Below are 19226 nucleotides of genomic sequence, written 5' to 3'. Positions count from 1 at the left end.
CTCCTGTACTTTTCGCCAATCCATACATATATCCGTTCCAATAATAAACACTACGCGAAAGACAAGGTCTTGTCAGCAGCGATTCACGACTCTCACTGCGCCAAAGAACAAGAACACAGCCCTACACGTCCCGTTCATCTGATAGCCACTATAGCAAAAACGTTCTAGGTCGTCTAGTAAAAAAAGATACCTTTTCATAGTGTACAATGACTACTCTATCTCGGCTCGGGACTGCGGGGACTGCCCTAGCGGAGCGGTTAGGGATCTCAAGGATCCCTAACTGGGGTGGCCACCTGCGATAGGGATCGCAAGGATCCCTAATCCAGCTGCCCCAAAACATTAGTGTCACGAATGATCCCTAATCTGACTCGAGGCAGGGTGGGGCGTGGAGAATAGGGCGTAACGGGATCCCTATTGTAGGCCACTGCTTGTGATAGGGATGAAGTAAAATTGTTTGTGTAGGAGAATTTGGATCCTTCTCAGATAACAAAAAGGTAGGGTATCCTCGGGATTGCGACATCACCAGAAAGGAAGCCCTACCTATGGATAGTGTACATGAACAGAGTATTGGAGATCTAATGGAAAATCTCGTGAAAGGCTTTGTTAAGGAAAAACTCGAGTTTATCATGCGAGAAGAAATTGAGCATTTCCTGAATGTGGAGTATGAGGGGCGCCGCCCGAGTAGAAATGGTTACTATGGTCGCTCCTTACAAACGCGGTATGGCGAGATAGAGGACCTACAGGTTCCCCGAGACCGTAAGGACGCCTTTCAGACTCAGTTGTTTGAGCCATACCAACGCCGGGAAGGTTGGCTAGAAGAGGCTGTCATTCACATGTATAAAGGCGGTATGAGTACCCGGGATGTCGCGAAATTTATCGAAGGGATGTTTGGCACAGAGTACTCGCCAACGACCATCAGTAATATCACAAAGACCGTTTTGGAAGATGTAGAAGAATGGCAGCAGCGTCCGTTAGAAAAGCGTTATTCGGTCATCTACCTAGATGGCATCTACATCAAGTTAAAACGTACTACGGTGGACAGCGAAGTCGTCTACCTGGCGATGGGTATCAACGAAGACGGATACCGACAAATACTCGGCTTCTACGTGGGCGGCAAAGAAAGTGCCAACGGTTGGAAGGACGTGCTCAAGGACCTATACAACCGTGGAGTACACGAAGTGTTACTGGGTGTATTTGATGGGCTCCCTGGTCTCGAAGAAGCCTTTCGAGAAATCTATTCAAAGGCTGACGTTCAGCACTGCGTCGTACATAAAGTGCGAAGTACCTTCCCAAAAATCCGAGTCGGTGACAAGACGGAATTTCTCAGTGATCTCAAAACGGTGTACACCGCACCAGACAAGGACTTGGCCGTAGCTGCGTTCGACACCGTCAAAGATAAGTGGGGGAAAAAGTATTCGAAAGAAATTCAGTCCTGGGAAGGCCAACTTTCAACGCTCCTGACGTTTTACAAATATCCGAAGCTGATTCGTCACGCAATCTATACTTCAAATGCCATCGAGCGGACGAACAAAGAACTTCGCAAACGTTTTAGACCGATGAACAGCTTAACAAATATGGACGCTGCTGAGAAAATTATCTATCTGGAGGTCACAGCGTACAACGAGAAATGGAGTACCAGGGTCATCCGAGGCTTTGGCGATGAGGAAACAAAAGCCGGGCTACAGCGAATGTATGAAGAGCGTTACCCAGCTGTCTCCGAGACTCTCGACAAGGAATAATTATCCAAAATAATTCCGAGACAGTCCAGCAATTCAACAAGGATATTAGTTCTGAATATTCAATCCAAGAGGGATAAAGTTCTAATTTTCGGTGGGGGGTACCCCCCACCTACCAAAACAAACCAAATAATGATGTTATCCATCTTCGATGGATAACCCTACTGAAAAGAAATTACACAAACTTCTTGACACTACCGTGATAGGGATCCCATCGATCACTATTCTTCGACGCACGTTGGAATAGGGAGCAAAAGGATCCTTAACCGACCGGCGTCACCAACAAACACGCCTACACCAGCAGCCCCCAAGTGTTCCGCTGGGCATTGAGCTGGATATTATGGTAACTGGAATTAATAAATGAGACTTTACCGCTGATATTTTGCTTGATCCCGTTGATCCCGCTGCGGTCGGGCGGCGGTTAGTGATCGGAAAGATCCCTAATGGTGCGGGACCACGGCGGTAGTGATCGCAAAGCTCCCTAATGCCTCACGCCCGGGACATTAGTGTGATGAATGATCCCTAATCTGAGTCCAGGCAGGGTGGGGCGTGGAGAATAGGGCGCAACGGGATCCCTATTGTAGGCCAATGCTGGTGATAGGGATCCCATCGATCACTATTCTTCGGCGCACGTTGGAATAGGGAGCAAAAGGATCCTTAACCGACCGGCGTCAGCAACAAACACGCCTACACCAGCAGCCCCCAACTGTTCCGCTGGGCATTGAGATTACTATAAAAGGAATAAAAGTTTATAAATGGAGTTTTTCCGCATGTGTTTTCTTCCATCCCGTTGATCCCGCTGCCGTCGCAGGCTTCCCGCAGTGGCAGCAGAGCAGTTAGTGATCGCAATCGTCCCTAACTGGGGTGGCCACCTGCGATAGTGATCGCAAGGATCCCTAATCCAGCTGCCCTAAAACATTAGTGTCATGAATGATCCCTAATCTGAGTCCAGGCAGGGTGGGGCGTGGAGAATAAGGCGCAACGGGATCCCTATTGTAGGCGACTGCTGGTGATAGGGAGCCCATCGATCACTATTCTTCGACGCACGTTGGAATAGGGAGCAAAAGGATCCTTAACCGACCGACGTCACCAACAAACACGCCTACACCAGCAGAAGATGCATCCATGTTTGTACGGACTCAACTAGGAATTCGCACATCAGCCTGATTGTTAACCTACTCTGTGCCAATATCCTTGTCGAAGACGTAGACGGTCATGCCAATATCAGCATCCACATCAAAATCCACGTACAGTGTCATCATTTTTGCACCAACCAAGTTCTCGAACTGTGCACACAATGCCGGGTCTTCGTACAGTTCCTTAATGAAGGCGGTTCTCGTATCTTTAATCATGCGCTTACCTTCAGTAGAACGGCTAATGAACTTTTCAACCATTGTGAGATTACCCCGCAGTTCGCAGACAGCCCACGGTCCAACAAATCTCGTGGTAACTTGCTCAGGACCCTTTCCAACATGCTTCTTTCGCAGTTCCCGCAACAAATTGCTAAACTCGTGGGTTAAATTTGCTCCGCTCATTCCAGGCTCACTCCTCAATCGTTTATCTCGACGTCCGAAATGTTACTCACAAGTTGCAGCACACTGTTCTCATTCACTGTTCTTATCTACTGCTTTCATTCGCCCAATTGCGTACGACTCTTTGACACAAGGGGTGCACACCAAAACCTATCCCTTTACAATTATTTCATCCTTCTCGCGTATTTTATCCATTCCGCCTTTTGCTCCTTTGCTCCTTTGCTCCTTTGCTCCTTTGCTCCTTTGCTCCTTTGCTCCTTTGCTCCTTTGCTCCTTTGCTCCTTTGCTCCTTTGTTTTTCACTCAATGGAGCCTCACCGAATTTATGAATACCAGCCTCCATGATACACTTTTGACAAACGTGTGCTATCCGTCACCGTACTTTACTTACATGTGCACGCTCACCTTACCCTGTTTCAAGGCGTGCAGAGGCTTAGCTGGTCCCTTGCACAACCTGTAATACAGTCTTTTACACTGTCACGGCTGACCTTAATTGAGGAGGTAATAAGCAATGTGGCCCAAAACTGCGTTAATAGAAACGTTAGGCATTCGCTTGCCAGTTATTCAGGCAGGTATGGCAGGGGGTATCACCACACCGGAATTGGTTGCTGCTGTTTCCAATGCTGGGGGACTGGGTTCCTTGGGTGCGGGTTATATGACGCCGCAACAAATTCGCGAAGCGATTGGCTTCATCAAGGCGAAAACGGATAAGCCATTTGCAGTAAACTTGTTCATTCCCGAAAGGGAAAGGTCCGCGTCCTCAACGATAGATAGTTCACCTGAAAAGGCTGCGCGACATACCGCTGCGTCATATGCCAGCGAAATTCAGCGGATGAAAACACACCTTCAACCCTACCGTGAGGAGTTGGGGCTTACACCCTCCACTGAACCAGACTTTTCTTTCCCTGATTTCGAACAGCAGTTAGAGGTGTTGCTGGATGAACATGTGCCTGTTTTCTCCTGTACCTTCGGAGCACCGGATGTTGAGACGGTGAAACGGATGAAAGCGGCAGGGATGATTGTGATGGGAACGGCCACTACGGTACGCGAAGCCAAGGTGCTTGAAAACCGAGGCATGGACATGATTGTGATGCAGGGACACGAGGCTGGAGGGCATCGAGGAACATTCCTTCACAAAGCAGAAGATGCGCTGGTTGGCGTCATGGCGCTCATTCCGCAAGCAGTAGACAGTCTGCATATCCCTGTGATTGCGGCAGGCGGCATCATGGACGCCCGGGGCATCGTTGCAAGTCTGGCGTTGGGAGCTGAAGGTGTGCAAATGGGATCGGCGTTTTTAACCTGCACTGAAAGCGGAGCAACGACTGCCTACAAGGAAAAATTGATAAACAGTAGCGATGAAAGTACTACACTGACTACGGCATTTTCCGGGAAAGCGGCACGGGGGATACGAAATGAGTTCATTGCGAGTCACGAAAATTATGATGAACCTGTACCGCCCTACCCGTTCCAAAACGCCCTCACAAAAGAACTTCGCGCGGCAGCAAAACAGCAAAGTAACACTGATATGATGTCACTCTGGTCCGGCCAAGCAGCGGGCCTGGCAACGACCTGTTCTGCAGCAGAGTTGCTGTCTTCGTTGAATAAGGAAGTAGAATCTGTCCTGAGTCGGCTGTTGCTCTAAATCGACTGTTGCCCTGAATCGGCTGCTCGAATCTGGTCAATGTACAGTTGCATCATTTAGGCCTTGGAAAGCCGTGATGCCGACAAACACTTCTTCATCTTCGCAAAAACGTTCGGACGAAAGGGAGACCAGAACTGTGTCATCTTGGAGTCTCACCCGATATTCGAAGTTGCTGCCCAGGAATTGACGCGAAAGAACCTTCCCGGTTACCAGAGCCTTCTCTGAAGCACCCAGTGTAACCTGGCTGGTGAGAACTACGTGTTCCCGCAGAATACCCACATACCTGACGCCGCCGTGGGGAAACTTCGGAAACAGTTGCAGAATTTCTGCCGAGTCTGCTTCCAACACATTTGATCTGCTGAAAAATTCTGCGGCAAACTTTGTTTTCGGCGAATAGTATACTTCTTCGGGCGATCCGATTTGCTCAATCTTCCCATCATTCATCACCACAACCACGTCAGCCAAAGTCATCGCTTCACGCTGATTGTGCGTTACGTACAGCACCGTGCTTCCAGCCTCTTGTGCAATCCGGCGTATGTCCTCTGTCATACGTTCCTGCAGAACAGAATCGAGGCTGGACAGTGGCTCATCCATCAGAAGGATCTCGGGGTTTGTAACTAAAGCCCTTGCCAATGCCACGCGCTGTTGTTGACCACCTGACAGTTGGCTTGGCCGCTGCTTTGCTTTGTCCGCCAGACCAACCGTGGTAAGGATGCGCAGGACTCGGTTTCGAGCCCACCCTTTCACTTTGGCCTCTTGCGGATATCGGTATCGCAGCGGGAACTCTACATTATCGTACACCGTCATGTGCGGCCACAGCGCTAAATCCTGAAAAACCATGCCAATGTTCCGTTTATGGGGCGGCAGTGCTCGGGAACTTCCAGATACAAGGTGATGACCAATGTACAAATTCCCTTTGGACGGCTTCGCAAAACCGGCTGTTAAGTTCAGCAGTGTAGACTTCCCGCATCCGCTGGGGCCGACAACCACTACAAACTGGCCAGCGAAAACCGTCAAATTGACATTGTCCAAGACCTGTTTTGACCCGTACCTCATTTCAAGCTGCTCGATACGCAAAGCTTCTTGAGTCTCCATATGGGGAATTATTTCTCCTGCAATGTCTGATTTCGCCATGGTATCCCCTCCATCGAATTAATTAGCGTATCAAGCCTTGAGGTCTTCTGCCTGACACGAATATGTGACGCAGTTTTATTCACCCCTACAACCACTGCCGCAAAGACAGCCATTGCTGCGATGACAAGTAAGGACAAAACAGCTGCTTCCATCAAATTCCCGGCTTCATCCAAGTCGAGAATCGCCATTCCAATGGTCTCGGTGCCTGGGGAGGCCAGGACCGAAGAGACTGTCATTTCAGTCAAGGAACTGAGAAAGACAAATAAGAATCCTGACACATAGGTCCCAAAAAAGATGGGAATAAAGATGCGAACAATTGCTTTGAATGGAGAAGCGCCTGCAACAATCGCACTGTTGAACAATGAGAAGTTGAAGGTGCTGAACGCAGGAGTAAGTGTCCGGACAGCCAGAGTAAGAAACCTGGCCAAGTACGCCAAAGCCAATATCCAGAAAGTTCCGTATAGCGACCAGTGGACAATTGGTAAGGGTTTAAGGAATGCAAGAATCATCGCTAAACCATATATCATTCCGGGTAATGCATAGGGCATCGTCAACACCGATTGAATGGTCTTCCCCAGCCAGCTTTGTCTGCGACGGAACGTAAACATCAGTACAGTCGCAAGCACAATTCCGCCGACTCCAGTCAACAGCGCCAACTCACCACTGGTGCGAAGTACGGAAATCGTCTGCCCCATTCCCAATACGCTTTTAAAATTCTCTAAAGTCATGGTATGAAAAGACAAAGGAGCTCCAATAGCCGGAGACAGTGCCGTCATTACCAACAGTGCTGCAGGTACGACAGCAACCATTAAAAAGAAGGCACCAAACAGAGTAGTAGCAATCCATATACCCGGCGTCATGACTGGACTGCGCAATCCGTCCTGTTGCCCAGATACGTAGTTTAGATCCCTTTTCTGAATCAAATACTCAAACCCCATGACCAGCACTGCTACGGACGAGGCCAACATTGACCACGCTGCCGCTGTCGTAAATGAACTGGTTCCGTAGCCGACAATGAGTTGGTAGATTTGCGTTGAAAAGACAGTGATATGTGCCGGAATACCGATAAATGCGGCAATGCCAAAGTCATCCACGTTCGTGATAAAAGCGAGCAATGCGCCATTTAGAGCTGCCGCACGAATTAGCGGCAAGATGATGCGCGTATAAATGGACCATCCGGATGCTCCGCTGATTCGAGCCGATCGCAGAACGCTCAGAGACACATGTGTCAGTGCGTTGTAAGTGAGAAGGTACACAAATGGATAGTGAACGACACCCAGACTGAAAATCAGTCCCCCCATACCAAAGAAATGCACCAACGGTGTATGGTCAGGCGTAAAATGCGACGCAATGTGATTGACGAATCCTACTGGACCAAACATGTTCTCCCAGGCAATCGAACTGATGTAGGACGGAATCAGCAAAGGCAACACATTAAACACGTGAAAATAGCGAGTGTGACGCTTGGGCAAGCGCACGGCTAACAACGCGGACACAACACCTAAGACAGTGGAGACTGCAGCCGCTCCGCCGCTCATAATCAGTGTGTTTTGTGTAATCGTCGAGAAGTCATGCTCTTTAAACAACCGAATATAAGCAGACAGGGTTACACCATGTCCGCTTACACTGGTCCACAGCAGGCTCCAAAAGGGCAGGAGTACCAGCAACACCATTAATGCAATCACGATAATTTGTAATCCTCGCCCGCTGATATACCTGGATAGTCTATCCATCAACCCGTCCCCTTTGCCTGCTGCAGTTCTCTATAAACCCATTGCATTCGTTATTCCATTCGTTATTGCATCGGTTATTGCATCAGTGATGCGAATTTTTTCTTGTCCTGACTGCGGTTGTCAGCTAGTGTTTTTGTGCTGACAGAAAGCACTTTAAAATCTGAAATAGATTTAAGACCTTTCGGCGGTGCAATTTCTTTTCTGAGCGGGACATAATCCATCTGCACAGCCATCTTCTGGCCCTGTGCAGACAACAGGAAGTTTTCAAACGCTTCTGCAGCCGCTTTGTTATGCGTGTCCTTCATGATCCCCACAGGCTCCGTAATGACTGGGCTGCCGGACTTAGGATACACGAAGTTTACGGGCGATCCCTTTTGCTTAGCACTCTCAGCCATAAATCCAATAACCATCCCGTACTTCATCTGTCCTTGGGCGACTTTTGTAACCACACCTCCGTTGCCTTTCCCGACCACAACCTGGTTCTTGTGCAGCTGTTTGTAGAAATTCCAGCCGATTCCTTTACTACGCGTCAAAACACCCAGGTTATAGGCCGCAGCACCGGAATAGTTGGGGCTTGGCATTGTGACTTGACCTTTTGCTGATGGAGCGTAAAGACTGCTCCAATCCGTGGGTGGCGTGTGGACCAGGTTTGTGTTGTAGATAATTCCGGTCACAATCGCCTTCGTCCCGACGAAATCGTAGTTTTTGTCGATGAACTCTTTCGGAATCTTACTGTCTTCCGGAGAATGATAGGACAGCAGCATCCCTTTGTCTTTAAAAATCTGGAAAGTAGGAGCGTCCGCTAGCAACACTACGTCAGCTTGAACCTTTCCCGCTTTCTGTTCTGTCATAATTTTACTAACAACCTGTTCTGTGCCTGAACGAAAAACCTTGACATGAACCTTTGGATACTTCTTTTCAAACGCGGTTTTAAATTTCTGTGCATCCTTTAAGGGCTCAGACGTATACCAGTTCAGAGTCCCAGACACTGAACTGCCGTTGCCCGACGTACTTTGTGCAGATACGCTCTGTCCGCATCCGGCCAAGGCAGACGTAGACACAGCGAGAACTGCACCAAGTCCCAAAACAGATTTGGCAGGAAGCTTAGAATGAAGCTTAGAATGAAGCTTAGAATGAACCTTAGATTGAATACGAGACACTGCTACCACTCTCTCTTTCTATAATCTCAAGAATTTTATTCGCCACACCAAGTTCGTCGTTTGATGCCGCGTGTATGTCTACGCTATTGCGAATCGTTTCTGTAGCATTTCCCACAGCAACGCCGTAACCGACACCCGTGAGCATTTCCAGGTCGTTATCTGCATTGCCAAAAGCGACAATGTCATCTAATGAAATATTAAGTAGTCCTCGTAGATAGTGAAGTGCATGTAATTTGTGCACGCCGTGATTTGTAAAATGAACTCTCCACGGGTCCGCCAGTTTGACGCACAGGTTCTCCAGGCCTTTGACTTGTGCCAGAACTTCTTGTTGTATCGATTCAGAACTGCACTCCAAACTCACCTTATAAACTGCCTCGCTCAGATTATCTGCGGATTGTACCAACAACGGAACATGTTGCCATTGACCCGTCGAGGAACCTGAAAACCCGGCCGGTCTCACCATACTCCGCAGCCGCCAACGACGACTCACTTCGTTCTCAACATTAGTAATTAAATAGTGCTGACCATAGAGCAGGTAGGGAATCTGCATCGATTCAGCCATACGCAAAAGGCGTTTTACAGACCTCTCCTCCATCGGTTGGCCGTACATGAGTTCTCCGCTTCCTGCATCTACAACGTTTGCTCCGTTCAAACAAATAAGCGGACCATCGATGCCAAGGAAGCGGGCGTACAAGCGAGCGGAACGGCTGATTCGCCCCGTAACCAGAGTCACGTAATAGCCTCTCAGAAGCACTTCTCGAATAACTCGGCGTGATTGCTCAGATAAATCGTGATTGGAACCCAGCAGAGTTCCATCGAGATCAATTGCGAACAGTTTTGTCATTCTGCTTCCCCCACAGCATAGACACTCTTGACACTAGCCAGTTCCACTGGCCCAGCAAAAGCCATTCGTGCCAACTCCCTTGCGTGAAGGAGATCGCCATCGGATGGTAAATGGGTTAGCACCAATCCCTTCGCTTGCGCCGATTTAGCTGTCTGTGCAGCTTCAATTGGTCCCATATGGCCTCTGCCGCTTGAGTGAAAACTTTCTGGCACATTTGTCGACTCGCACAAAAGCAAATCTGCATGAAGGGCAAGTTCGGTCAGATTGTCGTCAGGTTCCGAGTCACCCGAATAAACGAGGACTGAACCATCTTCTTCAAGACGAACCGCATTGGACGCCACAGGATGTGTGGTTGGAGCAAAAGTCACTCGAGCACTTAAGATGTCGTAGGCTGTGCCCGTATCAACCGGTATCACTTTGAACTCCGGCTCCAAGTGTTCTAGAGACGACAAATCTGCGTCTGCAGGTACATAGACTGGGACTGGAAAATTCACCGCGAAGCCGCGCCTTGCATAGGTGCGCAGCGCGTACTGGAGAACGGGTAAGTCGGCAACGTGATCGTTGTGTAGATGAGATAAAATCACTGCGCCAACTTGAAATGGCGGCTTGTAGAAGGACAACTGGCTCAAGACACCGCTGCCGCAGTCAAGCAGTATGCTGCCTGCCTTGGTCTCTACCAAGTACCCCGACGTAGCCCCTCCTGCAGGCGGGAATCCCCCCCAACATCCAAGAACAACCAGTCTCATATCAGACCTCCTCTCGAAAAACAGTCTAGTAACGAAACGTTAAGGTTCCATGAATGTTCTGTAAGTTTTGTGCTAAGAAATGTGAAGGGTTCTTTAAGAACAATGGATTTCAGGCCTAAATAAGGTGCTTAGGACAAGTCAAAAAGTGTCTGAGTGAACAGCAAAAGGACTGCCCCGTTGCCTAAAGGTCCATGTGCATTTGCCTTTCACCAAGCCATGTGGAGTTTGCCTCATCCTTCGTGGATCAATGATAAAATGGCCTTGATTGAAAGGACTGTGTGCGATGACCAATATTCTGTCAGCTGAGAATATCTATAAGAGCTACGGAGAGAAAATTCTGATAAAAAATGCCTCATTTGGCATTGACGAAGGCGATAGAGTGGGCCTCATTGGTGTCAATGGTACAGGGAAATCCACTTTGCTGAGAATGACCGCCGGACTCGAGGAGGCAGAGTCCGGAAGAATTACGCTAAACGGCAAGGCAAACATACACTACTTACCGCAAGAACCCGAATTTACTGATGAAAGCAGCGTGCTGGACGCCGTTTTCCAAGGCGATTCCGAAGAGATGAAACTGCTTCGCGACTATGAAAAAACACTGCCGGAACTGGAGCAAAATCCGCAGTCACGTTCCTTGCAGGATAAACTCATAAGGTTGCAGACAAAATTGGATACGCTCGATGCGTGGAACCTCGATTACGAAGCAAAAGCCATTTTGGCGCGGTTAGGTATTACGAAAATTCATGCACATGTAGGCTCACTGTCAGGGGGACAGCGAAAGCGTATTGCGCTGGCAAGGGCTTTGATTCAGCCCTCTGACCTCCTGATTTTAGACGAGCCGACGAACCACATTGATGATGAGAATGCGGTGTGGCTGGAAAACTATTTATTGCAGCGAAAGGGTGCACTCCTGTTAGTAACCCATGACAGGTATTTTCTCGACAGAGTTGTCAACCGCATCTTCGAATTAGACGGCGGCTCCCTGTATCAATATCCGGGAAACTACAACACCTTTCTCGAACGTAAACTTGAGCGGGAAACAAGCCAAAAATCCTCTGAAGAAAAGCGCCAAAACTTTCTTCGCAATGAATTGGAATGGATTCAGCGAGGACCGAGAGCCAGAGGGACAAAACAAAAAGCCCGTACACAACAATACTACGAAGTTCTTGAGCAGACACCGGATGCTGTAGAGGAAAACTTGGAACTCTCTTCTGCCAGCACTCGACTGGGTAAAACCGTGATTGAAATGGAGCACATTACACAGAGCTACGAAGAAACAGCTCCGCTCATTAAAGACTTTTCTTATATTGTGCTCCGGGATGACCGAATTGGCATCATTGGTCCCAACGGCATGGGAAAATCTACGTTGCTAAAACTCATGGCAAAGAAGCTTCAGCCGGATGAGGGCAGTGTGACAATCGGATCGACCGTGAAAATCGGATACTTTTCGCAGGACCATTCCGGTCTGCCAGCCGAGGCAAAGGCCATTGATTTTATCCGGGACGAGGCAGAGTACGTAGAAACAGCAGACGGTGAAACGATTTCCGCGGCGCAGATGATGGAACGCTTTCTGTTCCCGGGATACCTGCAGTACACACCAATCAGTAAGTTGTCCGGCGGTGAGAAGCGACGGCTGACCTTACTCCGCATGCTCATGTCAGCGCCTAACGTTTTGCTTCTCGATGAGCCTACAAATGACTTGGACATCCCGACTTTATCTGTCCTGGAATCCTATCTGTCCGACTTTTCTGGCGCAGTGATTGTTGTATCTCACGACAGGTACTTTCTTGACAAGGTGACCAAGAAAATCTTTGCGTTTGAAGGAAAAGATGAGGCAGGTACTGCTGTCATCAAAACCTACCTTGGGAACTTCTCGGATTACGTGGCGAAGAAGGAACAAGAGCCAGCGTCCAGGGTATCCCCAAAAGAACAACCCGCTGACAACACCGCAAAAGCCAAGCTGCACGAAGATCGCAATAAGCCTAAATTGAGTTTCAAGGAGCAAAAAGAGTATGAAGGGATTGAAGACCGGATTGCAGAGGTGGAATCCTCCTTGGAAGAAATTACGAAAGAGATGAATCGCGCGGGTTCGAATCACGGGAAATTACAGGAGTTGTACACCCAGCAACAAGAGCTCGAACAAAAATTGGATTACTTATTGGAACGATGGACGTATCTAAATGAAATTGTGGAGTCAATGGACTCATGACAGCTTAATGCGCGCTGCATGGTAACTGAAAAACCTGTACCCAAATTGGGTACAGGTTTTCTGTTACTCGATGTTCTCCATGCAGGGACTCCGAGATAATGTCATTTAAACTACGCTGTGACCGCAATCACGGCTTTATTCCACGTGACGACGTGTCCACCACAGCACCCATCCTCCGAGAACCACACTGAGAAAGCCTCCAGTAACCCACGGCAAAGCTGGAAAACCTGTCACAGGTTTCGTCGCTGCCGGTACAACCTGCTGATTATTAAGTGTAGTTACATTATCGACAGCAGACTTAATGCTCTCACCGCTCGCGTTTACCGCCGTGACCTGTACTTGGTAGGTCGTGCTTGGCTGTTCTCCCGTCACCGTGTAATTCGGGTTGTGCAGGCCTGTGGCGACTTCCTTGCCGTCAATGTACAGGTTGTAGGTACTGGCCCCATTCACCGCCGGCCAGTATTCGTACCAGCCTGTCTGCGTCACATTCTTATGGTTCAGGTTGAGCGGCGCACTGGGTACCGCAGGTACCGACGGCGGCGCAGGTAGTGTTTTCACAGTGTCTGCTGCAGACTTGATGCTTTCACCGCCCGCGTTTACCGCCGTGACTTGCACTTGGTAGGTCGTGTTGGGCTGTTCTCCCGTCACCGTGTAACTGGGGCTGTTCAGACCTGTGGCAACCTCTTTGCCGTCAATGTACAGGTTATAGGTACTGGCCCCATTGACCGCCGGCCAGTATTCGTACCAGCCTGTTTGCGTCACATTCTTGTGACTCAGGTTCAAAGCGATGGGCGGTTGAACAGGTATTGAGTACACACCGCTGGCACCGTCGGCAGCGTAGAGTGTGTTCCCCCCTGCAGAACTATTTATGACCAATAGAGAAGTAATGCCAAAATCTGCCCCAAATCCTCTTCCCAGACTATTCCCAACCGGAGACCAGTTTCCTCCTTGGTACTTGTATACATTCTGTCCGTATGTGCCGGCATACAAGACACCGTTGATATCTCCCATGGCATCGACGCGATTTGTCGAATCCGTCGCGTTCCCGGAGAGATTGGCTGTCTTTCCTATTCGGGTCCATCCAGATGTCATATATGCGAATGCACCGTTGCCGTCAGTTCCGACGTACAACACGCCATTCATACTCGTCATGGAATCTATGTAAGCTGAAGAAAGCTTTGATCCGACAGGCCTCCATGTTCCCGCAGCGGCATCATATTTGTAGACCCCGATGCCGCCCGTGCCGGCATATAAGGTGCCGTTCATGACCTACAAGTGGGTAATCGAAGCTGACAGAGTATTTCCGACAACGTGCCAACTGCCGTTTTGGAAACCGTAGACATTACCGCCGAAGGTTCCAGCGTAGAGAACTCCGTTCATACTTGTCAGGCCCTGGACCGTTTTTGATGATAGTTTGTTACTCGGCCCGCCAACCGGGGACCATGATGCGCCCGTGTACTTGTACACTCCCTGACTGCCATCACCAACATACAAGGTCCCGTTCATCGCGGTCATGTACGAGACGTTGTTGCTCGGCCCAATTGAACTCCATGCACCCTTGGAAAGCTGTTCCACGCCGCTTCCGGTGCCAACATAGAGCGTGCCGTTCAAATTCGCCATCGCATACGCGCCAAGCATGCCTGGCCCGCCGACGGGTGTCCAGATTGTGCTGGCATAGACAGAGGGTGATGCAAAGAAAGCATAAATGAGAACGGTCATAAAGGCAGAAGACAGCATGAATAGCCGCTTTGCCTGTGCGAAAGCTTTTACAAGAGACTGCATCTTCCGAACTCCTCCAAAATTGAATTGGTATATTATAGTGACCGTAGCAAAAAGAAATAAACTTAAAAACAGTTGCGTGAAAGTTAAAGAGGAGTTTAAAGAATTCTTGAGATACCTAAAGGATGTACCAGTTTCCAGTGCCCGGGGATGGGCACTGTCGCTCCGGCACTGACTTCACAAGTTCTGCCTAGCTTAGCTAGGCGCGCTATTCTTCTTTACCTTCCTTTTTCAACCTCTGCAAATCATTCTCTACAGCAGACTCTTGACTGAGGCCTTCGAGTTCCCGAGTAATAGCATCCCCGTCGTCAGCATCATGGAAAACACCGTTCGCCGTTAGCTCATCCACAGCTTCTGCACGAGCAGCCATATCCTCCGTCTTCTCCTCTGCACGGCGAAGATTGCTCCCTGCAGATCCGGCTTCACGCGAAGCGTCCGCCAACGATTCGCTGGCTTTAACCCGGCCTTCCGCCGCTTGGTAGGTTGCCTTTGTGACGTCTTTCTTCGTTCCAAAGTTCCGAATGTGTTCTCTGTATTTCCTTTCTGTGGCTTTCAATTTCTCAACTTGCTGTGTAATTTTCCTGTGGTCTTCCTTTAGTTGCTTCCACCGTGTTGCCTCATCTTGTTTGCGGTAGAGTGCTTCCTTCGCCAAATCTTCTCTGTCAAGCTGCAGTGCTTCGCGGGCAGTCTGTTCGTGGTTCTGCATTGCCTCTTGCGATTTGTCCAACTGTGTTTGCAGACGTTGTTCCTCTGCAACGACATCCGCCAAGTGCTTTTTAATCTCCTGAAGGTTTACAACCATTTTTTCGTAACTCAAATCCAGCGTTTCATTGGGGTCTTCCAAACGGTCCATCAGCTTATTAACGTTGGCCTCCACAATTCGCGCAGCCCTTTTGAAAATCCCCATTTTCATTCCTCCCATGGTTTCATGGCATAAGAACGCCGTACAGAAATTACTTGTCGTTCAGGGACAACACCAAATTTGGCGTCTGAATTTCGTGATTTGCACGCAAAGCAATGACTGCGGTTCCGACAGCAAAGAACTCAATGATATGAGAAGCCCAACCGTAGGAACCCTCATCGATGCGAACACCCACGATTCCTTCCGATTTTTCCTCATGCGCTTCCGTCTGCATCCGCTCCATGGCGAGTTCTCGTGCATCGTATAAGGCTTGGGTAAAGTTCGGTTGTTCCTGATTTTGCCCTACTTGTGCAATGGACTTTAAGAAGCCCTGATGAGCCACGTGATAGACGCAAGTTCCCATCACCATTGACAGAGGTCTATAGCCTGACTGAAGCAGTGTCCAAAAGTCTTGGCCTGACAAGTCACTGGTAAAGGGTTTGTTGTGAAAGGTGCGAAAGCCGTGTGGAGAATCAGGCAGTTTTGTTCCAGGCCTCGCCACCACTGCCGTACCAATGGCAATAAACTCAGCGAGGTCTGTTCCCCATTCGTAACGATTAATCGTAAGCCGTACGCCGACAATGCCGTCTGCTCCCAATTCATCAGCTTCTTCTTCCATCCGACTCATGGCCAGTTCACGGGCATGGTACATAGCCTGCGTAAGGTTATCCATCTCCATGTTTTGTCCCCAACGCCCCACCTGAACACCGATGTGATAAACTGAACTGCCCATGACCATGCCAATTGGTTCAAATCCAGCCTCGCGGACTAACAAGTATTCGTTCACTGATAAGTCTGAGGTAAATACACCTCCTGGATTGCCTTGGCTTCGAAGTCCTTGTAACCTCTCGAGAGCATGTTGCGGTAAACCTTGGTTATTGTTAGACACCCGTACCCCTCCTGCCGTATTGCGGTCTTGGTTTTTGTTTGTTCAACGAAAGAACCGTTTCAATATGTGGATATTTTTCATAATGAACTGACGAGACAATTGTTCCAGTAGCAATAAATTCGAGAATGTGATCGGTTCTTTCATCATTCTCGCCTCGCTCCACCTCCACCTCATAGACGCCCAAATTGGTTTCATGTGCCAGTATTCCGGTACCGCCCAGTTGTGAAATCTGCTGGCGCAACTTGCTCATTGCAGCATGACGCGTCTCATAAACGGAGTCTGTATAAGTCAGCATTTCCTGATTAGACCAACTGCGTGACTGCCAATTATCTTGTCGTGTTGTATATTGATAAAACGCTGCCACCCCGAGTCCGACTGAAATCGGAACAGAGCCAGAATGGATTAACTTAACGAAGTCGGATGCCGACACCGTACACAAAATTGGTTCCGACGGGGGTTCCTTGCCCTCCAGGACGACCGCTGTTCCGAATGCAGTAAATTCCGTTTCATGGCTGTTCACATCAGGAATGTGGTTTTTTAACTGCACCCCAACTACAGCGTGGGCGCCCATCAACTGCGCTTCCTGTTTCATCCTCTGAAGAGCCAATTCCCGCCCTGACAGAAGGGCTTGCTCAATTGATGGGATGAAACCTGATTGCCACGATCCGCTGAAACTCCGGGCTGTGTACCCAATATGATAGATGGAACTTCCCATGACCATACCGAGAGGCTGTAGTTTATACTGTTTTAACAGAAGAAAATCGCTAACACCCAAATCACTCGTCCAAGGGATGGCTTGTGCTTCCCGCGCTTCTATCCGATCTCGTACATACTGAGGAATTTGTCCGCTCTCCAGTGCCCGAAGCGTTTGTTCTGCCTGCTCTCGCTGACGCTTTTGGTTCTCTTTCGACGCTCCTGAATTGTTCCCAAACCGGCCGAACAGCCCCATTTTTTCACCGCCTTTCCCACAGTGTGTTGTTAAAAGAAGGGCGAAAAGACATTACTCTCCCAAGAGAAAGTGCTCCATGGTCTCCCGAGTCTCTTCATGCATTTGGGCATGCGCCTCCAGGTCCTTCGACAATTCAGCTAACCACTCTGAAAAAGGTATCTCATCAGATTTTAGCCGCACACCACGAACGACCTTGCCTTTTTTTGTCTGTATACCCCTGCCTTTTTCTTGAACCAATTCATAGTCTGCATTTCCCAGTCGAACAGAAATGGTGTGTACCCGTCTGTCTTTGGAAAATAAGGTGAAATGCCGAGTCACTGTGACAAGCTCCGGCAACGCTTGCTCAAGTCGAACTGCCAGCGCCTCCACAAAGGTATGCTCATCCTGTACACTCCTGCGCCACTGTGCAGCGGATAAGTCAAAGCTAAATCCGTCCGTCGGCACCCGCAATCCCCCCTCTGTGCTATGGTAATTTTATCACAGGCATAATACAGGATATGTGAACTTTGAGTTTTTCCAATAAAAGAGACTGCCTCGTAAGGCAGTCTCAATCCAGGATGTATCGTACATAAGGGGGTATTAGTGAGTGAACTCTCACTTACCAATTAAGACTATACCTTTATAATGTTGTGATTTGGTGAAGACCATGTGGTTGTTTTGTGAAGCTTTTAAAGACGACAAAACAAAAAAGCGGGAGACGGGACCCCCGCTCGAGTCACTGATTTCTTACTTTGTTGGAATCTGAATGCCGCCAGGTGCTAAGTCCAGACCATCTGGTGTATTCAGATAACCCGCTTTTGTCCCTGATACCCCCGTATGCCCGTATTGCCACACTATTTTATTGGACTTGGGATTAATAACGACGACTCTGTCATTATAGTCGTCATTCAATACAACATTGCCGTTCGGTAAAGGCAGCGCCAAAGATGGATGGTTCAGCATGCCCGGACCTGATGTTTTGTAGTAGGTCCAAACCACCTTTCCTTTGGGAGTCACCTCTTCAACACGTCCTGGCTTTTGATAAGATACCACCAACAGATTTCCGTTTTGCAGTTGTTGGGTGTCCGACGGATATGACATATTCGGCAAATGTACCGTATAAATCAGTTTACCGGTTGGACTCATTAAGTCCGCGTAGCTTCCGTTAATCTCGGTCACAAGTGTGTCACCATGAGAGACAGGAGTGTCACCGTTTGGTGTATCAAAGTATTTGGGCGGATTGTGAATAAACCGATGACTTGAATAGGTCGTTCCAAACTGCTTCACAATCTTTTTCGTCTTTGGATTAATAAACAAGATACGGCGATTTCCTATATCTGCTACGGAAACCAATCCATTCGGCAGTTCATAGGCGTCGTCAGGCGTGTTCAGATACCCAGGTTTACTGCCTTTTACACCAGGATGCCCGTAGTGCCAGACAATTTTCTTTTGTGCAATGTCAATGATGTCAATTTGCTGGTTGTCTTCTTCATTAATAATAATATGCTTGTGATCCGGTGTGAAAAAGGAATCATCAGGCCCTCTGTTGGACGCGCCTTTTTTGTTTCCCTTGCCAATCACCATAGACCAAATAATCTTTTTCTGAGGCGTAACAAGCAACAAACGGCTGTTTCCCCTGTCAGCTATGAGGAGATCACCCGGCAGCGGGCCTTTGCCCGTATCTGGAGGAGTCGTGTACACAGATGATGAGGTCTTTGCGCCTCCGACTGTAGTGCTATTTGAGTTCGGAGCTGAACGAGATCGATTGCTGGAATTTGAAGCTGTATTTGCCGTTGACTTAGACTCTGTCTTGTTACCACTATTTGCTGTGTTTGCGGGTGTCTTGGAGGAATTGTGTGCACCGCCTGGGGCACATGCGACAACAGCCAGCGAAGCCGCCACCGAAAACCCGAACACTCGCCATTTCTTCGCCTGCATCTATTCACCTCATGTTAGTATGTCTCTTGCTAGATTTTAAACAACCCCTACCTACA

General features: G+C 48.8%; 17 protein-coding genes. 3 read left to right on the top strand and 14 right to left on the bottom strand.

The features are described 5' to 3' along the window. The first annotated feature begins 542 nt into the window (after positions 1-542). A complete protein-coding gene (locus tag GI364_RS00365; RefSeq protein WP_198850049.1) occupies positions 543-1739 on the top strand; it encodes an IS256 family transposase in 1197 nt (398 codons plus the stop codon). Positions 1740-2911: 1172 nt separating this feature from the next. Here the strand turns inward: GI364_RS00365 and GI364_RS00360 are convergent. Beyond that, entirely contained in the window at positions 2912-3271 is a 360-nt protein-coding gene (locus GI364_RS00360; protein ID WP_198851779.1) for a Na-translocating system protein MpsC family protein, read from the bottom strand. Between the two features lie 161 nt (positions 3272-3432). Continuing rightward, complete coding sequence (locus GI364_RS00355) at positions 3433-3570, bottom strand: hypothetical protein (protein WP_198851778.1); 138 nt, start codon at positions 3568-3570, stop codon at positions 3433-3435. 208 nt (positions 3571-3778) lie between these two features. Here GI364_RS00355 and GI364_RS00350 point away from each other — a divergent pair, with 208 nt between their 5' ends. Then, entirely contained in the window at positions 3779-4909 is a 1131-nt protein-coding gene (locus tag GI364_RS00350; RefSeq protein ID WP_198851777.1) for an NAD(P)H-dependent flavin oxidoreductase, read from the top strand. Between the two features lie 36 nt (positions 4910-4945). On the opposite strand, the gene GI364_RS00345 is transcribed toward GI364_RS00350, so the two are convergent. The 5 genes from GI364_RS00345 to GI364_RS00325 all read right to left on the bottom strand — a co-directional run bounded on the left by GI364_RS00345 (position 4946) and on the right by GI364_RS00325 (position 10526). Beyond that, a complete protein-coding gene (locus GI364_RS00345; protein WP_198851776.1) occupies positions 4946-6043 on the bottom strand; it encodes an ABC transporter ATP-binding protein in 1098 nt (365 codons plus the stop codon). Beyond that, positions 6013-7776: an ABC transporter permease gene (locus tag GI364_RS00340; RefSeq protein WP_198851775.1), complete on the bottom strand. Its 1764-nt coding sequence runs from the start codon at positions 7774-7776 to the stop codon at positions 6013-6015. Before GI364_RS00340 ends, GI364_RS00345 begins: the two co-directional genes overlap by 31 nt. A 74-nt stretch (positions 7777-7850) precedes the next feature. After that, positions 7851-8936 (bottom strand): ABC transporter substrate-binding protein, encoded by a 1086-nt coding sequence (locus GI364_RS00335; RefSeq protein WP_198851774.1) that lies wholly within the window; start codon positions 8934-8936, stop codon positions 7851-7853. Continuing rightward, positions 8917-9780, bottom strand: coding sequence for an HAD family hydrolase (locus tag GI364_RS00330; RefSeq protein WP_198851773.1), 864 nt, complete (start codon positions 9778-9780; stop codon positions 8917-8919). Before GI364_RS00330 ends, GI364_RS00335 begins: the two co-directional genes overlap by 20 nt. Further along, positions 9777-10526 (bottom strand): MBL fold metallo-hydrolase, encoded by a 750-nt coding sequence (locus tag GI364_RS00325; RefSeq protein WP_198851772.1) that lies wholly within the window; start codon positions 10524-10526, stop codon positions 9777-9779. Before GI364_RS00325 ends, GI364_RS00330 begins: the two co-directional genes overlap by 4 nt. A gap of 283 nt (positions 10527-10809) precedes the next feature. Here GI364_RS00325 and GI364_RS00320 point away from each other — a divergent pair, with 283 nt between their 5' ends. Then, positions 10810-12735, top strand: coding sequence for an ABC-F family ATP-binding cassette domain-containing protein (locus tag GI364_RS00320; protein WP_198851771.1), 1926 nt, complete (start codon positions 10810-10812; stop codon positions 12733-12735). 135 nt (positions 12736-12870) lie between these two features. Here the strand turns inward: GI364_RS00320 and GI364_RS00315 are convergent, their stop codons facing one another. The 7 genes from GI364_RS00315 to GI364_RS00285 all read right to left on the bottom strand — a co-directional run bounded on the left by GI364_RS00315 (position 12871) and on the right by GI364_RS00285 (position 19170). Further along, positions 12871-14001: a fibronectin type III domain-containing protein gene (locus GI364_RS00315; protein ID WP_198851770.1), complete on the bottom strand. Its 1131-nt coding sequence runs from the start codon at positions 13999-14001 to the stop codon at positions 12871-12873. A gap of 3 nt (positions 14002-14004) precedes the next feature. Continuing rightward, positions 14005-14517 (bottom strand): hypothetical protein, encoded by a 513-nt coding sequence (locus tag GI364_RS00310; protein WP_198851769.1) that lies wholly within the window; start codon positions 14515-14517, stop codon positions 14005-14007. 205 nt (positions 14518-14722) lie between these two features. Next, on the bottom strand, positions 14723-15421 hold the full coding sequence (locus GI364_RS00305; protein ID WP_198851768.1) for a PspA/IM30 family protein: 699 nt from the start codon (positions 15419-15421) through the stop codon (positions 14723-14725). Positions 15422-15467: 46 nt separating this feature from the next. Then, on the bottom strand, positions 15468-16304 hold the full coding sequence (locus GI364_RS00300) for a heavy metal-binding domain-containing protein (protein WP_198851767.1): 837 nt from the start codon (positions 16302-16304) through the stop codon (positions 15468-15470). Further along, a complete protein-coding gene (locus GI364_RS00295; protein WP_198851766.1) occupies positions 16297-17253 on the bottom strand; it encodes a heavy metal-binding domain-containing protein in 957 nt (318 codons plus the stop codon). The genes GI364_RS00300 and GI364_RS00295 overlap by 8 nt, the downstream gene beginning before the upstream one ends. A gap of 51 nt (positions 17254-17304) precedes the next feature. Then, positions 17305-17697: a hypothetical protein gene (locus tag GI364_RS00290; RefSeq protein ID WP_198851765.1), complete on the bottom strand. Its 393-nt coding sequence runs from the start codon at positions 17695-17697 to the stop codon at positions 17305-17307. A gap of 282 nt (positions 17698-17979) precedes the next feature. Then, positions 17980-19170 carry an outer membrane protein assembly factor BamB family protein gene (locus GI364_RS00285; RefSeq protein WP_198851764.1) on the bottom strand — a complete coding sequence of 397 codons (1191 nt, stop codon included), beginning with the start codon at positions 19168-19170 and terminating at the stop codon, positions 17980-17982. Between the last annotated feature and the right edge of the window lie 56 nt (positions 19171-19226).

The organism is Alicyclobacillus sp. SO9, assembly GCF_016406125.1.
GTDB lineage: Bacteria > Bacillota > Bacilli > Alicyclobacillales > Alicyclobacillaceae > SO9.
This window is presented reverse-complemented; position numbering and strand designations above follow the sequence as displayed.